General features: G+C 60.7%; 15 protein-coding genes. 9 read left to right on the top strand and 6 right to left on the bottom strand.

Annotation, left to right across the window (positions count from 1 at the left end; genetic code table 11):
• Positions 1 to 9: 9 nt before the first annotated feature.
• Positions 10 to 798, top strand: a complete 789-nt coding sequence (locus LB556_RS00880; RefSeq protein ID WP_224562190.1) for a Stf0 family sulfotransferase — start codon at positions 10 to 12, stop codon at positions 796 to 798.
• 10 nt (positions 799 to 808) lie between these two features.
• Here the strand turns inward: LB556_RS00880 and LB556_RS00875 are convergent, their stop codons facing one another.
• Positions 809 to 2,050 (bottom strand): cytochrome P450, encoded by a 1,242-nt coding sequence (locus LB556_RS00875; protein WP_224562189.1) that lies wholly within the window; start codon positions 2,048 to 2,050, stop codon positions 809 to 811.
• A 127-nt stretch (positions 2,051 to 2,177) separates the two neighbouring features.
• Between LB556_RS00875 and LB556_RS00870 the strand changes: the two genes are divergently transcribed.
• Together LB556_RS00870 and LB556_RS00865 are read left to right on the top strand one after the other, a co-directional pair.
• Positions 2,178 to 3,107 (top strand): Lpg1974 family pore-forming outer membrane protein, encoded by a 930-nt coding sequence (locus tag LB556_RS00870; protein WP_224562188.1) that lies wholly within the window; start codon positions 2,178 to 2,180, stop codon positions 3,105 to 3,107.
• Positions 3,046 to 3,978, top strand: a complete 933-nt coding sequence (locus LB556_RS00865) for an alpha/beta fold hydrolase (protein ID WP_224562187.1) — start codon at positions 3,046 to 3,048, stop codon at positions 3,976 to 3,978. Before LB556_RS00870 ends, LB556_RS00865 begins: the two co-directional genes overlap by 62 nt.
• A gap of 43 nt (positions 3,979 to 4,021) precedes the next feature.
• On the opposite strand, the gene LB556_RS00860 is transcribed toward LB556_RS00865, so the two are convergent.
• Both LB556_RS00860 and LB556_RS00855 read right to left on the bottom strand, forming a co-directional pair.
• Entirely contained in the window at positions 4,022 to 4,765 is a 744-nt protein-coding gene (locus tag LB556_RS00860) for an alanyl-tRNA editing protein (RefSeq protein WP_224562186.1), read from the bottom strand.
• Positions 4,765 to 5,799: a cysteine synthase A gene (locus LB556_RS00855; RefSeq protein ID WP_224562184.1), complete on the bottom strand. Its 1,035-nt coding sequence runs from the start codon at positions 5,797 to 5,799 to the stop codon at positions 4,765 to 4,767. Before LB556_RS00855 ends, LB556_RS00860 begins: the two co-directional genes overlap by 1 nt.
• A gap of 226 nt (positions 5,800 to 6,025) precedes the next feature.
• On the opposite strand from LB556_RS00855, the gene LB556_RS00850 reads away from it, so the two are divergent.
• Together LB556_RS00850 and LB556_RS00845 are read left to right on the top strand one after the other, a co-directional pair.
• A complete protein-coding gene (locus tag LB556_RS00850) occupies positions 6,026 to 6,847 on the top strand; it encodes an SDR family oxidoreductase (RefSeq protein ID WP_224562182.1) in 822 nt (273 codons plus the stop codon).
• Between the two features lie 92 nt (positions 6,848 to 6,939).
• Entirely contained in the window at positions 6,940 to 7,914 is a 975-nt protein-coding gene (locus LB556_RS00845; RefSeq protein ID WP_224562180.1) for an alpha/beta hydrolase, read from the top strand.
• A 107-nt stretch (positions 7,915 to 8,021) separates the two neighbouring features.
• Here LB556_RS00845 and LB556_RS00840 read toward each other — a convergent pair whose 3' ends face one another.
• Positions 8,022 to 9,446 (bottom strand): DEAD/DEAH box helicase, encoded by a 1,425-nt coding sequence (locus LB556_RS00840; protein ID WP_224562178.1) that lies wholly within the window; start codon positions 9,444 to 9,446, stop codon positions 8,022 to 8,024.
• A gap of 408 nt (positions 9,447 to 9,854) precedes the next feature.
• Between LB556_RS00840 and LB556_RS00835 the strand changes: the two genes are divergently transcribed.
• Positions 9,855 to 11,387 carry an acyl-CoA carboxylase subunit beta gene (locus tag LB556_RS00835; protein ID WP_224562176.1) on the top strand — a complete coding sequence of 511 codons (1,533 nt, stop codon included), beginning with the start codon at positions 9,855 to 9,857 and terminating at the stop codon, positions 11,385 to 11,387.
• Between the two features lie 35 nt (positions 11,388 to 11,422).
• Here LB556_RS00835 and LB556_RS00830 read toward each other — a convergent pair whose 3' ends face one another.
• Complete coding sequence (locus LB556_RS00830) at positions 11,423 to 12,946, bottom strand: NAD(P)H-hydrate dehydratase (protein WP_224562174.1); 1,524 nt, start codon at positions 12,944 to 12,946, stop codon at positions 11,423 to 11,425.
• A 334-nt stretch (positions 12,947 to 13,280) separates the two neighbouring features.
• On the opposite strand from LB556_RS00830, the gene LB556_RS00825 reads away from it, so the two are divergent.
• Together LB556_RS00825 and glnA are read left to right on the top strand one after the other, a co-directional pair.
• Positions 13,281 to 13,619, top strand: coding sequence for a P-II family nitrogen regulator (locus tag LB556_RS00825; protein WP_224562172.1), 339 nt, complete (start codon positions 13,281 to 13,283; stop codon positions 13,617 to 13,619).
• 66 nt (positions 13,620 to 13,685) lie between these two features.
• Positions 13,686 to 15,095: a type I glutamate--ammonia ligase gene (gene glnA, locus LB556_RS00820; protein WP_006205431.1), complete on the top strand. Its 1,410-nt coding sequence runs from the start codon at positions 13,686 to 13,688 to the stop codon at positions 15,093 to 15,095.
• Positions 15,096 to 15,872: 777 nt separating this feature from the next.
• On the opposite strand, the gene LB556_RS00815 is transcribed toward glnA, so the two are convergent.
• The gene (locus LB556_RS00815; RefSeq protein ID WP_140758610.1) at positions 15,873 to 16,913 is read right to left on the bottom strand and encodes a glutamine synthetase beta-grasp domain-containing protein; all 1,041 of its coding nucleotides are present in this window, start codon (positions 16,911 to 16,913) and stop codon (positions 15,873 to 15,875) included.
• Positions 16,914 to 17,224: 311 nt separating this feature from the next.
• Between LB556_RS00815 and LB556_RS00810 the strand changes: the two genes are divergently transcribed.
• Positions 17,225 to 17,419: a DUF2735 domain-containing protein gene (locus tag LB556_RS00810; protein ID WP_224562171.1), complete on the top strand. Its 195-nt coding sequence runs from the start codon at positions 17,225 to 17,227 to the stop codon at positions 17,417 to 17,419.
• Positions 17,420 to 17,429: the final 10 nt, after the last annotated feature.

Below are 17,429 nucleotides of genomic sequence, written 5' to 3'. Positions count from 1 at the left end.
GGTTCGGGAATGCATTTCGACGATTTGTACAGTGAATATATCGCTGCGACCTATGATCGCCAAAGCTCCACCGACAACCCGGCCAAAATCCTGATTTGCACGACGCCTCGAACAGCGGGGCATTCCTATTGTCAGGTTCTGCAGCAGTTCGGCCTGGGAATACCCACGGAGTATTTTCAGTGGCAGTATGCCTTGCCACTGATGAGACGATGGTCGGCGGACGACACCATGGATATTGTAAAACTGAACCAGCAAGCGCCCGCCTATGGTCGCCATCTGTTGGGGAAAAGGACCGAGAACGGCGTTTTCGCCGCCAAAATCTTCTTTGAAAACCTGCCATTCGCGCGCAATTCAATCGGCGACGACGACGCCAACTCGTTCTATGTCTTTCTCTCCAGAAGAAACAAGATCGATCAAACCATAAGCCTGCTCTCGATGCTGCATACGGGACAGCCGTTCGATGGTCAGGAGACACTGTCTGGAATTCCCACGGTATCGATTTTGACCGAGAGGGTTGTGAGCGAGACCGCTCAGTACATTTTCGATGGCGAAGTCAGATGGAAAAACTACCTGAACACTCTTGAACCGCGCAGGGTGGCCCAAGTCTGCTATGAGGACTTTATAGCAAACCAGCAGGAAAACGCTTCCGCCACAATGAGCAACTGGTTCCCAAGCCTCAAGCTAAAATCGAAAGCCATATCGGCAAGCAAGCGCTATGCGCATGACGTCGAGTTCAAGATCATGATCAAAAGGCAATTTGGGACCTGCCTCAAGCGATTCTGGCAGGACCATACCTGACCAGACGTTTTCATCGACGCGAAACGCGGACCGACAATCCGCTCGCGGGGCGCAGTGCCAGTGCATAATCAAAGCGGATCACGTCGTCCGCGCGGCTGAAGGCGAACTGGCGCACCACGGCGCGAACCGCCTCTTTCACTTCCAGTCGGCCAAGACGCGCGCCGCCGCACATGCGCGGTCCGGTGAGGAAAGGGATGAATGCCCGCCTGTCGAAACTGTCTTCCATGAATTCTTTGCGGCTGGCATCGAATGTTCTGGGACTTTCCCAGTAGGCGGGGTTTTGATGCACTCCCACGATCGACACCATGACCAGTTGGCCCGCCCGCAAGGTTCTGCCATCGAGCACCGTATCGGCGCCCACTTCCCGAGTCAGAAACGGTATAGGCGGGAAATACCGCATCGTTTCATTGATGATGCAATCTGTGAAGGGTGTCTCCGCCCTGTCCGCCAGGATTTCGGCATGGATGCGCTCCTGCACCTGCTGGTTGGCGCCCAGACGGTCAATCACCCACAGAGCCGTCGTCACCGTGGTCTCGACGCCGGCAAAGAGATTCATCACGAACTCCTCTATCGGCGAGAATCCATCGATGTCGCGGGCCTTCTCGGCGAACCGATTCATCTCCGCCGCCGATCGAGGATCGGCCATCAACTGCGAGCCGAAATCGGCAATCACTTTGTGCGCTTCGTGGATCGCGCCGTTGCGTTCGGCATTCGTGGGCGTAACCCAGGAATAATATTGCAACCGCCTCAACACCTCACGGACCCGGTCGAGCAGCTCGGCTGTCGGCGCGATCTCAGGCACCAATCCGAAGGCTTTGTAGAAGATGTTCATGGCGGCTGCAAAGAGTGCACGCTGGATATTAGCCAATGACGCGCCGCAACCGGCGAAACCGACCCTGTAGATCTCCGCCACGCTCTGTTCATGGGCGGGTTTTGCCGCCGACAGATATCGGTCTTGGGTGATGGTCCGCCTAACCGCCCAATCCTCGTCATTGGTGTTGAAACGGCTGAAACCGAGCGCCGAAATCAGGGAGAAATTCTTGCGGAAGAGATCCGGCGCTTTGACGATGCTGTCGACGGCGACAGGATCGTCGAAAATCACCAGGTTGCCGATCTCCCTTGGCATCCCAACTCCAGCCGACTGGCCGCTTTGGGCAAAAAGCGCATAGACAAGGTTGTTGAGAACGCTTTCGATTTGCGCCGGATTTTCCACCATATTCCCTTCGACGCAGACCTTGACTGCCTGCGGCAATTGTCCGCCAGTGTGGCAAAGACGTGACACTAACGCCACAAAGTCCCTAGCAACCGCCTCGCGGCAATATGCCGTTATGTTTGTTTCTGCAATACTAGGGCGGGCAAGAATCTGTTTGGGGTTGGAAATGCAAGCTAAGATACCGGGTAAACTTCTGACAACCGTCGCGGCATCCGCCGCCTCGGTGACATCCGTGGGCATGGTTGGGGCGCACGCAGAGGATACGAAAGTCACGGACCCGGCCGCTATCGATTCACGCGTCAAGATCGCCTTCGAAGGTGCGTTCTTTCAAAATAACATTCATAGTGGCGACAAGTTCGGCGCATCGGACAAGCTGGGGGACAGCAACGGCGACTTCTCCGGATCGATAGCGCTGACCAAGCAGTTTTCCCCCGATATGGATTGGCGCCTTTCAGGCGCGTTTCACCTCGGGAAGAAGCGTTCGTTTGATTTCCCGGACCTGATAGTTGGGGGCAGTACTCCGGGCATATTGAACTTCGGCTACGGCGACGACTTCAGCTTCCAAGCATTCGATTTCGACGTCGGCAAGCACGTCAAAGTGCAGGCAGCCGATATCCGCTTCTTCGGCGGCCTTCGCTTGGTGCATTCCGATGAAACCGGAACTTTTTCGGAACGTTTCACTCCAGACAATCCGGGGGCAGACAAGGGCGGTACCGTCGATAAGGTTGGGTCGTCGGAATACTGGGGCATCGGTCCGCGCGTTGGCGCTGAGGCCTATTACCCTCTGGGCGAAAACTGGGGGCTAACAGGCGCGGCTTCCGGCGCTGTCATGTGGGGCCGCCGCACCGACCGAACCGGGTTTAATTACAACGTCACCAATCCCGATAGCCAAGGGTCCGTTACGCTGTTTAGTGAGTCCGCCAACCAGACCGTCACCAGCCTCGACGCCTCGGCCGGCTTGAGTTGGACGCCCCTCGCGGGCGCGACCTTTACCGCCGGTTACAAGGTCGAACAGTGGCATAATCTGCTCGTGAATGCGGATCACAGCAACCAGACCTTCAGCGGCCCGTTCCTGCGCCTCGAAGTCAAGATGTGATGACGGCCTGCGACAGGTGACCTCGACTGCAGATTTTGAGTCCAGGATCGCAGTCAACGGCAACGTCAAATTGCATTATACGGCGGCGGGCTCTGGCCCGCCGATCGTTTTTCTGCATGGCTTTCCCGATCATGGCATGGGTTGGCGCCGCCAGATGGAGGCGCTCTCAGCACGCTACCGCGTGCTGGCGCCGGATTTGCGAGGCTTCGGGCGAAGCGACGCACCGCAGGGCTATGGCAATTATGTGCTGGCGAACCTGGTGGAGGACGTGCTGGCCGTTCTCGCAGCGGAAAAGCTGACCCGAGCCGCGATTGTCGGCCATGACTGGGGCGGCATCATCGCGTGGTGGCTGGCTATGCGCGTGCCACAGGTCGTGCGCCATCTCATCCTGTTGTCGACGCCGCACCCGCGCAATCATCTGCGCGCGATTGCCGATCCTGCCAATGCCGAGATCACCGGATATGTTCGCCGCTTTCAGGTGCCTGGCGCGGCCCAGATGCTGGATATCGACGAACTCGCCGCCTGGGTCGCCGATCCGCAAGACAGGGAGGCGCTCGTAGACTCGCTCAGACGCTCCGATCCAGAGGCGATGCTGGGCTATTACAGGGCCAACATACCGCTTGGCAGGGTGCCGGATCTGGGAGCGTTGCCACCGGTCCGTGCTCCGACCTTGGTGCTGTTTGGTACAGCTGACCCCTATATTCCAGCCAGCGCCTTCGATGGTACGTTTCGCGAAATCGACAATGTGAGCGCGCTGGTGTCACTGCCCGGCGCCGGTCATTTCATCCATCATCAAGCAGCCAAGTTCGTCACCGAACAAATCGAAGCATGGGTGGAGCGGCCACCTTCCAGTTTCCTTCATCGTGCTTGAATATGTGTCTCGCGATCGCCTAGGAAGCAACAGATCGCTGTTCTCAGCCGACCGGCATCGGGCCGAAGCGGATGCGGAAGCGCCTGTTCTCCCGGCCCTTCTTTTCGATTTTGCCGATGTGGATTTCGCCGATTTCCCCGGTGCTCTTCACATGCGTGCCGCCGCAGGGCTGGCTGTCGACCGAGGCGTTCTCGCCGATGCAGACCAGCCGGATCCTGCCCGTGCCAACAGGTGGCCGGACATTCTTGGATTTCACCAGGCCGGGATTCGCGGCTAACTCCTCGTCGCTGATCAGCCGCGTGAAAATCGGATGATCGGCCCGCACCAGTTCCATCATGCCGGCCGTCACGTCTTCCTTGGTGAAGCTGGCGTCCGGAATGTCGAAATCGACACGGCTGTCGTCCTCGGAGACCGCCGCACCCGTGATCGGAAATGGGCAAATGACTGTAAGCAGATGGCAGGCCGCGTGCATGCGCATCACCAGGTGCCGGCGTTCCCAGTCGATGGCGAGTTTCACCTTCTCGCCGATAGCCAGGGCAGTCTGCTCCGGCGCCGGTACATGGATGATCTCGTCCTTGGTCTCACCCGTAATGGTGGCAGCAATGGCGATGGGGCTGCCGTCGACGCGTTCGACGTAGCCGGTGTCTCCCGGCTGGCCGCCCGAGGTGGCATAGAAGATGGTTCGGTCGAGAATGATGCCGCCGCGGTCGTTGATATCGACGACCGTAGCGTCCGCCGTGCTGAGATAGGCGTCATCACGAAACAGCGCTTGTGTCTTGTGCGCCATCACGCAACCTTTTCGAAAGGCACGGGAATCCTGCTCTGCAGTTCCATCCAACCCGGCACCGGCAGATTCTTCCCGCGCAGGAATTCCGGGTTGAACAATTTCGATTGGTAGCGCGTACCGTAGTCGCAAAGGATCGTCACGATGGTGTGGCCGGGGCCCAGTTCCCTGGCCAGCCGGATCGCGCCGGCAATGTTGATGCCGGTCGAGCCGCCGACGCACAGGCCTTCTTCCTGGATCAGATCGAAGACGATCGGCAGCGCGTCCTCATCCTTGATCTGGTAGGAGAAGTCAGGCATGAAGCCTTCAAGATTGGCGGTGATGCGCCCCTGCCCGATGCCTTCGGTGATCGAACTGCCTTCGGACTTCAACTCACCGCTGGTGTAGAAACTGTAGAGCGCGGCGCCGAGCGGGTCGGCAAGCGCAATCTTGACGTTCTTGCTCTTGGCCTTCAATCCGAGCCCGACGCCGGCCAGCGTTCCACCCGAACCCACCGCCGAGACGAAACCGTCGACCCTGCCGCCGGTCTGGGTCCAGATTTCCTCGGCCGTGGTGCGGATATGGCCATCGCGATTGGCGACATTGTCGAACTGGTTGGCCCAGATGGTACCGTTCGGCTCGCTCCTGGCCATCTGCTCGGCCAGCCGTCCCGATAGTTTCACGTAGTTGTTGGGATTCTTGTAAGGCACCGCCGGCACTTCGATCAGCTCAGCGCCGAGCAGCCTTATCGTGTCCTTCTTTTCCTGGCTCTGCGTATCCGGGATGACGATGACGGTACGGTATCCCAGCGCCTTGGCGACGAGCGTTAACCCGATGCCGGTGTTGCCGGCCGTCCCCTCGACGATGACACCGCCAGGCTGCAAAAGGCCGCGCTGTTCGGCGTCGCGGATGATGAACAGGCCAGCGCGATCCTTGACCGACTGTCCCGGATTCATGAATTCGGCCTTGCCCAGGATCTCGCAGCCGGTCTGTTCGGAAGCTTTGTTGAGGCGGATCAGAGGCGTGTTGCCGATCGCGTCGATCACAGAACGGGGCATTCAGGATTCCTTGTGTACGTCGCCGAAACCCTAGAAACCCAACGCTTCGGTTTCAAGGCAAGAATTCGTCTGGTCCAGTCGCATTTCCGGCACCGCGTGCGGTGACTTCGCGGGGGAGCGGGCTCGACATCCCACAGGTTCATTTTCACCTATGGTGGAAAAGCACTCTTTTCATTCGATTTCGCCACCGCTAGAGCAAGGCACCAACAACTCGGCAGGGCGCAGCATGACACTCTATCGGGCCGATCCGAAACATGGCGTCGCCTGGGTCACGGGCGGCAGCAGCGGCATTGGCCGCTCGCTGGCCAGGGATCTGGCGTCACAAGGCTATGCGGTGGCGGTGACGGCGCTGGACGACGAGCCGATCGATACGCTCATCGTCGAGACAGCGCAGATGCCGGGCAAGGTTGTGTCCTTTCCCTGCGACGTCAGCGACGAGCCGCGCATGGCAAGAACGGTCGCCGCGATCGAAAAGGACCTCGGGCCGATCGTGCTCGCCGTTTTCAATGCGGGAAACTACATTTCCACACCTGGGGAGGCTCTCGTCGTCAGCGATTTTCGCCGTTCCTTCGAGGTCAATTATTTCGGCATCATCAACGGGCTGGTGCCTGTCGTCGAGCATATGCGGGTGCGCGCGCGTGGCCATGTCGTCCTGGTCGGCTCGGTCACCGCCTATTTCGGCTGGCCGACCACGGCCGCCTATGGCGGCACCAAGGCGGCGATCAACATCCTGGCCGAGTCCCTGAAGTACGACTTCGACAAGATGAACATCCGCGTCCAGGTGATAAATCCCGGTTTTGTCGACACGCCATTGACCGAGAAGAACATGCTGCCGATGCCAGGCCTGATGCCCGTCGGCCGCGCGACACGCCGCATGGTGCGGGGCATCAAGTCCGGCGGCTTCGAAGTGACCTTCCCGTACCGGACGAGCTGGCCTCTGAAATTTCTCGGTATGCTGCCGAGGCCGTTGTGCCGATGGGTGATCAGCCTCACGACCAGCTGGAAGGCACGGCCGCTGCATTACGAGCGCAAACCGCCCAACGAATAGATGCCCACAGCATTGGGGGCATGGCTTACCTGAACGGCGTTGCCTGTTGAAGACCACCGCCGTAGTTTGAATGTTGTTGCGTGGAGTGTGCGATGGGGCGACGGATCGTGCTTGCTGTGCTGGGCCTGACCGCCATCCTTGCACTGGTCTTCGTATTGGGTCCACGCGTTCCCGTCGACACCACCATCCGTTTCGATCCCTCAGCTGCCGGTAACGATCCACAGGCCTATGTGGCGAAGGCGGAAGCCGCCGTGCCCGGTATCCGCGACGGGCTGGAGAAAGAGATCGTCTGGGCCAACCCGATGGTGCATGCCAAGACGCCGCTGTCGATCGTGTACATCCACGGCTTTTCCGCTTCCAAGGGCGAGCTCCGGCCGTTGCCCGACGACGTCGCCGACCGGCTCGACGCCAACCTGTTCTACACCCGCCTCACCGGTCACGGGCAGGACGGCGCGGCGATGACGCAAGGCAGCGTCAATGCCTGGATCAACGACTATGAGGAAGCGCTCGCCATCGGCCGGGCAATCGGTGACAAGGTTGTCGTCATCTCCACGTCGACCGGCGGCTCGCTGGCGGCCTGGGCGGCGACGCAGCCCGGCGCTTCGGACGATGTCGCGGCCATTGCGTTCATTTCGCCCAATTTCGGCGTGCAGGCATCCGGAGCCGAGATCCTCACCATGCCATGGGGCAAACAGATCGCCGAACTCGTCGCTGGTAAGGAACGCAGCTTCGTGCCGCGCAACGCGCTGCATGAGAAATTCTGGACCACCAGATATCCGATCGCCGCCACGATGCCGATGCAGGCGCTGACCGAACTCGCCTATGGCGCGCCCGTGGAGAAGGCGACCATCCCGGCTTTGTTCGTTTTCTCCGATTTGGACAAAGTGGTGCGGCCGGACCGCACGCGAGAGATCGCCGCGCGCTGGGGTGCCGCGCATGAGCTGGTCCCCATCGAAAGCACTGGCGATCCCGACAATCATGTCATTGCCGGCGACGCGCTGTCGCCATCCACCACGGCTTTCCTTGCGCAACGGATTGCCGTCTGGGCCGAGGCGGTAGTGAAGTAGGGTTCGAAGACGAAAAGAGCGGCCGACGCATTGCCTCGGCCGCCCCTTCCCTTGCTAATCAGTCAACCAGCCAACCGCCAGGAATTGGCCGGCTGTCATGAGGCGTATCAAGCAGCCCGCGCTGCCGGACGCCTGCCGCCGAAGCGACGCTTGTTGTTGCCCTTGAAGGATTTTGTGCCTTCGGGCTTGCGCTCTCCGGCGAAGGCCGGCTTGTCGCCGAAACGTTTCTTGCCGAAACCGTTGTTCGGCTTCTTTTCGCCGCCCGGCCGCCGGCCGTCGCGACGGCCATTACGGTCGCTGCGATCGTTGGCGGGTTCGAAGCGCTCGTTCTTTTCAGCCGGATTGCGTGCCGGATCGGGGCTGCCGAGATGATCGGCAATGATTGGCAACTTGGTGCGGATGATGCGCTCGACCTGACGCAGCTTGCTGTTCTCCGAAGGGTCGCAAAGCGTGATCGCGATGCCGTCCTTGCCGTTGCGGCCGGTGCGGCCGATGCGGTGGACGTAGCTTTCCGCCTCGTCAGGCAGATCGAAATTCACGACATGGCTGATGCCGGGCACGTCGATGCCACGCGCGGCGATGTCGGTCGCGACCAGGATGCGCACCGATCCATCACGGAAATCGTTGAGCGCCTTCTGACGGGCATTCTGCGACTTGTTGCCGTGAATCACGGCGGCCTTGAAGCCGTCGCGATCAAGGTCCTTGGTCACCCGGTCCGCACCATGCTTGGTGCGCGAAAAGATGATGACGGACTTCATTGCTTCGTCGGCGAGCATCGTCGACAGCACCTGGCGCTTCTGCTTGGTGCGGGCAAACACGACGCCCTGGACGATTTCGGCGGCCGCGGTGCTCTGCGGCGAGACCTCGACACGGACCGGGTTCTTCAACAGGCCTTTGGCGAGTTCCGCGATCTCGTCCGGCATGGTGGCCGAGAACAGCGCCGTCTGACGATCGGGCGCGGTCGCCTTGGCGATGCGCTTGACGTCGTTGATGAAGCCCATGTCGAGCATGCGGTCGCCCTCGTCCAGCACCAGCCATTTGGTGTCGGAAAGGATGAGGTCGCCCTCACGCACCAGATCGGTCAGCCGACCGGGCGTGGCAATCAGGATGTCGACCCCGGGAGCAACCTTCTTCACCTGGCTGAAGCGCGATACGCCGCCCAGCACGAGCGCCGTCGAGACATGCGCGCCCTTGGCGAGGATCTTGATGGTGTCCTCGATCTGCACGGCGAGTTCGCGGGTCGGCGCCAGAATGAGCGCGCGGGTCGTCTTGGCGCGCCGCTTGGTGCCCAGCGCGATGATCTTCGACAGGATCGGCAGCGCGAAGGCCGCGGTCTTGCCGGAGCCGGTCTGCGCGATGCCGAAAATATCACGGCCTTCCAGCTGCGGCGGGATCGCCTGCATCTGGATCGGCTTCGGTTCGGTGAAGCCGGCGTTGTGGGTGGCCTTGAGCAGCGCACCCGTAATTCCCAGCGCGGCGAAACCCGAAAGTTCCGCAATGTCATTGCCGGGCAAAGTGTTTTCGTTGGTCAAAATAATCTTCTTTCACGCGGCCTCTGGCCGCAAACATCAATGGCGGCAGGGCGCAACCTGCCGTCGGATAAACTGTCATGGAACGACAAGGCGGCGGACAGAGGATTGTCCGCGCGGCTGCGCTGTCGTGCCCGCAGGCATCATGCCACGGGGCTTTTTCGCCACCTTGCCGACCGACTTTCAGCCGATTTACCGGAAAGAGGGAAAACAGACGCAACCAGTCTCATTCGTCGAGAAGGCCGGATTCGTTCCCGGCCCAAGCGCCTATGGGCTGCATATGGCTGAGTTCGTCCCGGAATGCAAGGGGCACTATGCTGCAGCGCAACAAAACGGACCACAAGCCGAAGCTTGCGCTCCCCGGCGGGCATCATTACCACAAACGCAGCTTCCGTTTCTGGGGACCAAGCGATGAAAGACGTGCTGAAGGAACTCGAGCGGCGGCGCGACATCGCCCGCATGGGTGGCGGCCAGGCCCGCATCGACGCCCAGCACAAGAAGGGCAAGCTCACCGCGCGCGAACGCATCGAGGTCTTTCTCGATGAAGGCTCGTTCGAGGAGTTCGACATGTATGTCGAGCACCGCTCGACCGATTTCGGCATGGAGAAGACCAAGGTCGCCGGCGATGGCGTCGTCACCGGCTGGGGCACGGTCAATGGCCGTCCGGTCTATCTTTTCGCCAAGGATTTCACCGTGTTCGGCGGTTCGCTGTCGGAAGCCCATGCCGAAAAGGTCATCAAGGTGCAGGAGATGGCGCTACGCAATCGCGCACCGATCATCGGCCTCTACGACGCCGGCGGCGCGCGTATCCAGGAGGGCGTTGCGGCACTTGGCGGTTACGCCGAGATCTTCCAGCGCAACGTGCTCGCTTCGGGTGTCATCCCGCAGATCTCCGTCATCATGGGCCCCTGCGCCGGCGGCGACGTCTATTCGCCCGCCATGACCGATTTCATCTTCATGGTGCGCGACACCTCCTACATGTTCGTCACCGGGCCTGACGTGGTGAAGACCGTTACCAACGAGACGGTGACGGCGGAAAGTCTCGGCGGCGCTTCCGTACACACGACGAAATCTTCCATCGCCGACGGCGCCTATGACAATGATGTCGAAGCACTGTTGCAGATGCGCCGGCTAGTCGACCTGCTGCCAGCTTCCAACACGGCCGAAATTCCCGAGATCGAATGCTACCAGTCTGTCACCGACCATGACATGTCGCTCGACCGGCTGATCCCCGACAACGCCAACAAACCATACGACATCAAGGAACTGATCATGAAAGTCGCCGATGAAGGCGACTTCTTCGAAATCCAGCAGAATTTCGCGAAAAACATCGTCACGGGTTTCGGGCGGGTCGAGGGCCGCACGGTCGGCTTTGTCGCCAACCAGCCAATGGTGCTGGCGGGCGTGCTCGATTCCGACGCCAGCCGCAAGGCGGCGCGCTTCGTGCGTTTCTGCGACTGTTTTTCCGTTCCCATCGTCACCTTCGTCGATGTTCCCGGTTTTCTGCCCGGCACGGCGCAGGAATATGGCGGGCTGATCAAGCATGGCGCCAAGCTTCTCTTTGCCTATGCCGAGGCGACCGTTCCGAAGATCACCGTGATCACCCGCAAGGCCTATGGCGGCGCCTATGACGTGATGGCTTCAAAACATCTGCGCGGTGACATGAACTATGCCTGGCCGACGGCGCAGATCGCCGTCATGGGCGCGAGAGGCGCGGTCGAGATCATCTACCGCAAGGACATTGGCGACGCCGACAAGATCGCGGCCCACACAAAGGCATACGAGGACCGCTTCCTGTCGCCTTTCGTCGCCGCCGAGCGCGGCTATGTCGACGAGGTGATCATGCCGCATTCGACCCGCCGCCGCGTGGCGCGGGCACTCAGGATGCTGCGTAACAAGAACATGCAGAACCCCTGGAAGAAGCACGACAACATCCCGCTGTGAGCTGAATGTCGCCGATGCTCCACAAGCGGCGTTGATCAGAGCACGCCTCGGCCGGCGAGAAGTTCGCGCAGCACCGGCACCAGCGCCAGCGGCAAATCCTCGGCGATCAGTCCCGGCCCGAACCGGCTGCCGGTCTCGGCATGAATCCAGACCGCCGCGCAGGCGGCTTCGAAAGGCGGCATGTCCTGCGCAAGCAGTGCGGCAACGATGCCGGACAGCACGTCGCCCGAACCGGCGGTCGCGAGCCAGGGCGCACCGTTGCTGTTGATCGCTGCCCTGCCGTCCGGAGCGGCGATCACCGTATCTGCGCCCTTGTAGATGATCGTTGCGTTAGCGCGCCGGGCAGCTGCGCGGGCCCTGGCCAGTTTGGACAGGGTTTTGTCGTCGGCGATGTCGGGAAACAAGCGGCCGAACTCGCCCTCATGCGGCGTCATCACCAAAGCCGGCGCGCCTGTTGAGGCAGCGGCTTCGAACAAGTTGCTCGGCGCGTCGCGAAACGAGGTGATGCCGTCGGCGTCCAGGACGACCCCGTCGATCGCGGCACCTTGCTCTTTGCGGGTACTCAGAAGTGCCAGCGCGAAATCCCGCGCCCTTTCGCCGACGCCGAAACCAGGCCCCAGCACAAAAGCCAAGGGTCGGCGTTCGCCGATGAAGGCCTCGATGTCGGCCGCGTTATCGGCCTTGCCCAGCATGATCGAGGTCAGATGCATGGCATTCACCTGCATGGCGTTTGCCGGCGACAAGACCGTCACTGCCCCTGCCCCGGTCCTCGCGGCGGCAAGCGCCGACAGCCGTGCCGCGCCGGTGGCGCTCGGGCCGCCGGAAAAGACGCCGACATGGCCGCGTTTGTATTTATGGGCATCGACTTCAGGGATCGGGAACGCGCCCAGCCAAAGTGCCGGCGTGTTCTCGAAGGTTCGCGGCCGGATCCGCGCTACGACGTCATCCGTAATGCCGATATCGGCGAGCACGATCTCACCGCAGAGCTCGCGCCCAGGCTGCAACACATGGCCGGGCTTCTTGCGGGCGAAGGTGACCGTGATCGTGGCGCGGAAGGCGTGGCCCAGGACCCCACCGCTGTCGCCTGAGACGCCCGACGGCAGATCGACCGCGACGACAGGCAAAGCCAGGCGAGCCGCAATCTCAACTGCCCTCGCCGCATCGCCCGACAGCGGCTTTGACAGCCCTGCCCCGTAAAGTGCATCGACGATGACGGCTCCAGCCTCGGCCGTGAAATCCGCCAGCGGCCGAGGCTCGACCGGACATTCGCCGGCAGCGTACGCCGCATCGCTTCCCGGCTTCGGCACGCCCGATGCCCAGATCGTCGCGGCGACGCCAGTGCCAACCAGGATGCGGGCCGCGACATAGCCGTCGCCGCCGTTGTTGCCGGGACCGCAAAGCACATGCACACGCGTCGCCGAGGGATAGCGCCTGAGGACCACCGCGGCGATAGCTTCGCCCGCCCTGCGCATCAGGCCGAAACCATCGAGAGGTCCGGCGGCGATCGCCACCCGGTCCGCCTCGGTCATCTCGGAGGGAGAAAGAAGTTCGTTGCTCATGGATTGCCGTTCCGCATTTGATCAAGCATTGTCCAGTTTTCGGCCCGACGCAAACACAGAGGAGCTGGCAAAGTCACCACCGTCCAGGGCATTGCCCGCCAAATGAGCACTTCGCCTATACATTGGGCAGGCCTAAACAGTCGGGCCAGCAGGGTCCAATCGTCCATGCCGCACCGGAGAACCGCGAATGACGGGATTTTGCATCTGGCCGCGACATGGTTTTGAAATCTTATGAAACCGCTTCAAGCCCTCGCAATTGGCACAGTTCGTGCTTGATTGAGGCGCAAGCGGGGGGTCACAACCCGTTTTTTTGGCAGTGGAGGCCACTTTTTACATGAAAAAGATCGAAGCGATCATCAAGCCATTCAAGCTGGACGAAGTGAAGGAAGCGCTTCAGGAGGCCGGACTGCAAGGTATCACCGTGACCGAGGCCAAGGGCTTCGGGCGCCAGAAAGGTCATACCGAACTCTACCGCGGCGCCGAATATGTCGTCGACTTCCTGCCCAAGGTGAAGATCGAGGTCGTGCTCGGCGACGACGCCGTGGAAGGCGCGATCGAGGCCATCCGCAAGGCGGCCCAGACCGGTCGTATCGGCGACGGCAAGATCTTCGTCTCCAACATCGAGGAAGTCGTGCGCATCCGCACCGGCGAAACCGGGTTGGACGCGGTTTGATCCGACCGGCCATCCTCCAAGAAACGTCATCCATCAAAAACACGTCAGCACACAGGGATACATGACATGACGACAGCCAAAGACATCATGAAGCAGATCAAGGACAACGACGTGAAATTCGTCGACCTGCGCTTCACCGACCCGAAGGGCAAGCTGCAGCACGTGACGATGGATGTCGTCGAGGTCGAGGAAGACATGTTCGCCGACGGCGTCATGTTCGACGGCTCCTCGATCGCCGGCTGGAAGGCAATCAACGAGTCCGACATGGTGCTGATGCCCGATCCGGACACGGTCCACATGGACCCGTTCTTCGCCCAGTCGACCATGGTCATCCTGTGCGACATCCTCGATCCGGTTTCGGGCGAGTCCTACAACCGCGATCCGCGCGGCACGGCCAAAAAGGCCGAGGCCTACATGAAGTCGGAAGGCATCGGTGACACCATCTATGTCGGGCCGGAAGCCGAATTCTTCGTGTTCGACGACGTCAAGTACAAGGCCGATCCCTATAACACCGGATTCAGGCTCGATTCGACCGAACTGCCGTCGAACGACGACACCGATTATGAAACCGGCAACCTGGGCCACCGTCCGCGCATCAAGGGCGGCTATTTCCCGGTGCCGCCGATCGATTCGGCGCAGGACATGCGTTCCGAAATGTTGACGGTGCTGGCCGAAATGGGCGTGCGCGTCGAGAAGCATCACCACGAGGTGGCCGCCGCCCAACACGAACTCGGCATCAAGTTCGACACGCTGGTCCGCAACGCCGACAAGATGCTGATCTACAAGTACGTCGTGCACCAGGTCGCCAACGCCTATGGCAAGACGGCCACCTTCATGCCGAAGCCGATCTTCGGCGACAACGGCTCGGGCATGCACGTCCACCAGTCGATCTGGAAGGGCGGCAAGCCGACCTTCGCCGGCAATGAATATGCCGGCCTGTCGGAGAGCTGCCTGTTCTACATCGGCGGCATCATCAAGCACGCCAAGGCGATCAACGCCTTCACCAACCCGCTGACCAATTCCTACAAGCGTCTGGTGCCGGGCTATGAGGCACCGGTGCTGCTTGCCTATTCCGCCCGCAACCGCTCGGCCTCGTGCCGCATTCCGTTCGGCAGTTCGCCGAAGGCCAAGCGCGTCGAGGTCCGCTTCCCCGATCCGGGCGCGAATCCCTACCTCGCGTTCGCCGCCATGCTGATGGCCGGCCTCGACGGCATCAAGAACAAGATCCACCCGGGCCAGCCGATGGACAAGGATCTCTACGACCTGCCGCCGAAGGAGCTGAAGAAGATCCCCACCGTCTGCGGTTCGCTGCGTGAAGCCCTTCAGAGCCTCGACAAGGATCGCGGCTTCCTGAAGGCCGGCGGCGTCTTCGACGACGACCAGATCGACAGCTACATCGAGTTGAAAATGGCCGAGGTGATGCGCTTCGAAATGACGCCGCATCCGGTCGAGTACGACATGTACTACTCGGTCTGATATTCCGTTCGGATAGTATTTCAAAGCCCTTGAAGGATTTCCCTTCAAGGGCTTTTTGCTGATCCTATGGGTTTCATAGGTGGATCGCGTGAGGTCAGCCACGCGACGCCGGCCCAAATTGCATTTGTTATGGGAGACGTATCGGAGTTGATGCAGCCGTGCCTCGTGGGCATCGGCGGAAGGCCTCGGCTCAGGAGCGCAAGACCCGGCCAGTGGCCGCTCGAGCGAGGTTGCGGATGGCCTTTCGAGCATAACCAGAACGCCAGGAGCGAGCGGCGCACTGCCTCAGGCTGCAATGCCCGCTCGTCCGGCGCCCCCGCCAATGCCGTCGTTCAAGAAACCCCGCCCCGTTCGAACAGCATCGCTTTGGCGTAACTTCAAGGCCACGAATACGCATGCCGTTGCGTGATCTGTCAACGCCGCCAACCGGCAGCATAAAGCGCCGATTTCGATGTATGAACAGTAGCTTATATAATGATCGTCGATGCACGCACGAGCTGAAACAGGCTGATTTCCGGGCTTTTTCAACGAAACTCCGAAACGCACGACGCGATCAGCAGCAAGGGATGTCAGCCAAAGCCCCTCGTTTCGCCAAAATTGTCCGTCCGTTTTCAACCTGACTTTTTTTGGGGGAATTCGCTGCACAGGTCCTGGCGGGTCGACAGTAGCGAGCGCCGATCCGGCAAGCGCTTGATAAAAAAAAGCCCGGGCGTTTTCGCCCAGGCCTTCTCGAGTGAGCATCCGTTGGCGGCGGAGTTGCCCGCGCCGCAATGAGGATCAGGCGGCGGCCGAAACCTCCGCGCTCGCCGGCACCGAAGCGATGGTCTTCAGGATCTGCGACGCGATCTGGTAGGGGTCGCCTTGCGAGTTCGGACGGCGGTCTTCCAGATAGCCCTTGTAGTCGTTCTTGACGAAGGAATGCGGAACGCGGATCGAGGCGCCGCGATCGGCGATGCCATAGCTGAACCTGTTCCACGGCGCGGTCTCGTGCTTTCCGGTCAAACGTTTGTCGTTGTCCGGGCCGTAGACGGCAATGTGGTCCATCAGGTTTTTGTCAAAGGCCGCCATCAGCGCTTCGAAATAGGCCTTGCCGCCGACTTCACGCATGTAGGAAGTCGAGAAATTGGCATGCATGCCCGAGCCGTTCCAGTCAGTGTCGCCGAGCGGCTTGCAGTGATATTCGATGTCGATGCCGTACTTTTCGGTGAGGCGCTGCATCAGATAGCGGGCCATCCACATCTGGTCGGCCGCCTTTTTGGAACCCTTGCCGAAAATCTGGAATTCCCACTGGCCCTTGGCCACTTCGGCATTGATGCCCTCATGGTTGATGCCGGCCGCAAGGCAGAGATCAAGATGCTCCTCGACGATCTGGCGTGCAACGGAGCCGACATTCGAATAGCCGACGCCGGTATAGTAAGGACCCTGCGGTGCGGGGTAGCCGCTCTCGGGGAAGCCGAGCGGACGACCATCCTTGTAGAAGAAATACTCCTGCTCGAAGCCGAACCAGGCGCCTTCATCGTCGAGGATGGTGGCGCGCTTGTTGGACGCGTGCGGCGTAACGCCGTCGGGCATCATGACTTCGCACATGACCAGCACGCCGTTGGTGCGGGCCGGATCCGGATAGACCGCCACGGGCTTCAGAACGCAATCGGAGCTGTGCCCCTCGGCCTGCTGCGTCGAGGATCCGTCGAAGCCCCACAGCGGCAGTTGCTCGAGCGTCGGGAATTCGGCGAATTCCTTGATCTGCGTCTTGCCGCGAAGATTGGGGACCGGGGTGTATCCATCGAGCCAGATATACTCGAGCTTGTATTTGGTCATTCTAGAGCCTCTCGTTGCTTGGACACCGCAAGCAGGCGGTGCCGATGCATGGCCGTAACAGGCCGGCCTGCCGATGGTTAAAAAGCAATTCGTATGCCACTCGACCCTCGCGGGGTGCGGCAAAATGGTCATGCCAAGGCTTTGATTTTGCTGAGCCGTCTCAGCGATGCGTTCCGATCGTCCAGACGACAATATTGCTTAAATCATAAGCAGAATACGATCTTTTCGTAAGCATATTGCCTAAATGAATCGCAGAACCTATTTTGCGTGGGATTGATTGAAGAAGCTCTGAAAAAGCAGGGAGACCGGCAATGCAAGTCACGCAATCGCGTCCGTCTGCGAAAATCCTGATGTTCCCGCTGGCAGCGCGTAAGTCTGCCTTAAATTTAGGCGCCAAGGCCAAGTTCGCGGCAGAGCTTGCCGCGCTTCGCGGCGAGCACGCCGATTTCGATGGTTGGTATCACGAGATCGCCATCGAGGAAGAGAACCCGCTTCGGAAGAGTTGAAGCCCTTCCA

The organism is Mesorhizobium sp. ES1-4 (assembly GCF_020164745.1).
Lineage (GTDB): Bacteria > Pseudomonadota > Alphaproteobacteria > Rhizobiales > Rhizobiaceae > Mesorhizobium.
This window is presented reverse-complemented; position numbering and strand designations above follow the sequence as displayed.

Coding starts and splice junctions, on each gene's coding strand:
- LB556_RS00860 (WP_224562186.1), bottom strand. CDS start 4,765: ATGGCGCACAAGACACAAGCGCTGTTTCGTGATGACGCCTATCTCAGC.
- LB556_RS00845 (WP_224562180.1), top strand. CDS start 6,940: ATGGGGCGACGGATCGTGCTTGCTGTGCTGGGCCTGACCGCCATCCTT.
- LB556_RS00830 (WP_224562174.1), bottom strand. CDS start 12,946: ATGAGCAACGAACTTCTTTCTCCCTCCGAGATGACCGAGGCGGACCGG.
- LB556_RS00815 (WP_140758610.1), bottom strand. CDS start 16,913: ATGACCAAATACAAGCTCGAGTATATCTGGCTCGATGGATACACCCCG.
- glnA (WP_006205431.1), top strand. CDS start 13,686: ATGACGACAGCCAAAGACATCATGAAGCAGATCAAGGACAACGACGTG.
- LB556_RS00825 (WP_224562172.1), top strand. CDS start 13,281: ATGAAAAAGATCGAAGCGATCATCAAGCCATTCAAGCTGGACGAAGTG.
- LB556_RS00865 (WP_224562187.1), top strand. CDS start 3,046: ATGCGGATCACAGCAACCAGACCTTCAGCGGCCCGTTCCTGCGCCTCG.
- LB556_RS00850 (WP_224562182.1), top strand. CDS start 6,026: ATGACACTCTATCGGGCCGATCCGAAACATGGCGTCGCCTGGGTCACG.
- LB556_RS00835 (WP_224562176.1), top strand. CDS start 9,855: ATGAAAGACGTGCTGAAGGAACTCGAGCGGCGGCGCGACATCGCCCGC.
- LB556_RS00810 (WP_224562171.1), top strand. CDS start 17,225: ATGCAAGTCACGCAATCGCGTCCGTCTGCGAAAATCCTGATGTTCCCG.
- LB556_RS00855 (WP_224562184.1), bottom strand. CDS start 5,799: ATGCCCCGTTCTGTGATCGACGCGATCGGCAACACGCCTCTGATCCGC.
- LB556_RS00880 (WP_224562190.1), top strand. CDS start 10: ATGCATTTCGACGATTTGTACAGTGAATATATCGCTGCGACCTATGAT.
- LB556_RS00870 (WP_224562188.1), top strand. CDS start 2,178: ATGCAAGCTAAGATACCGGGTAAACTTCTGACAACCGTCGCGGCATCC.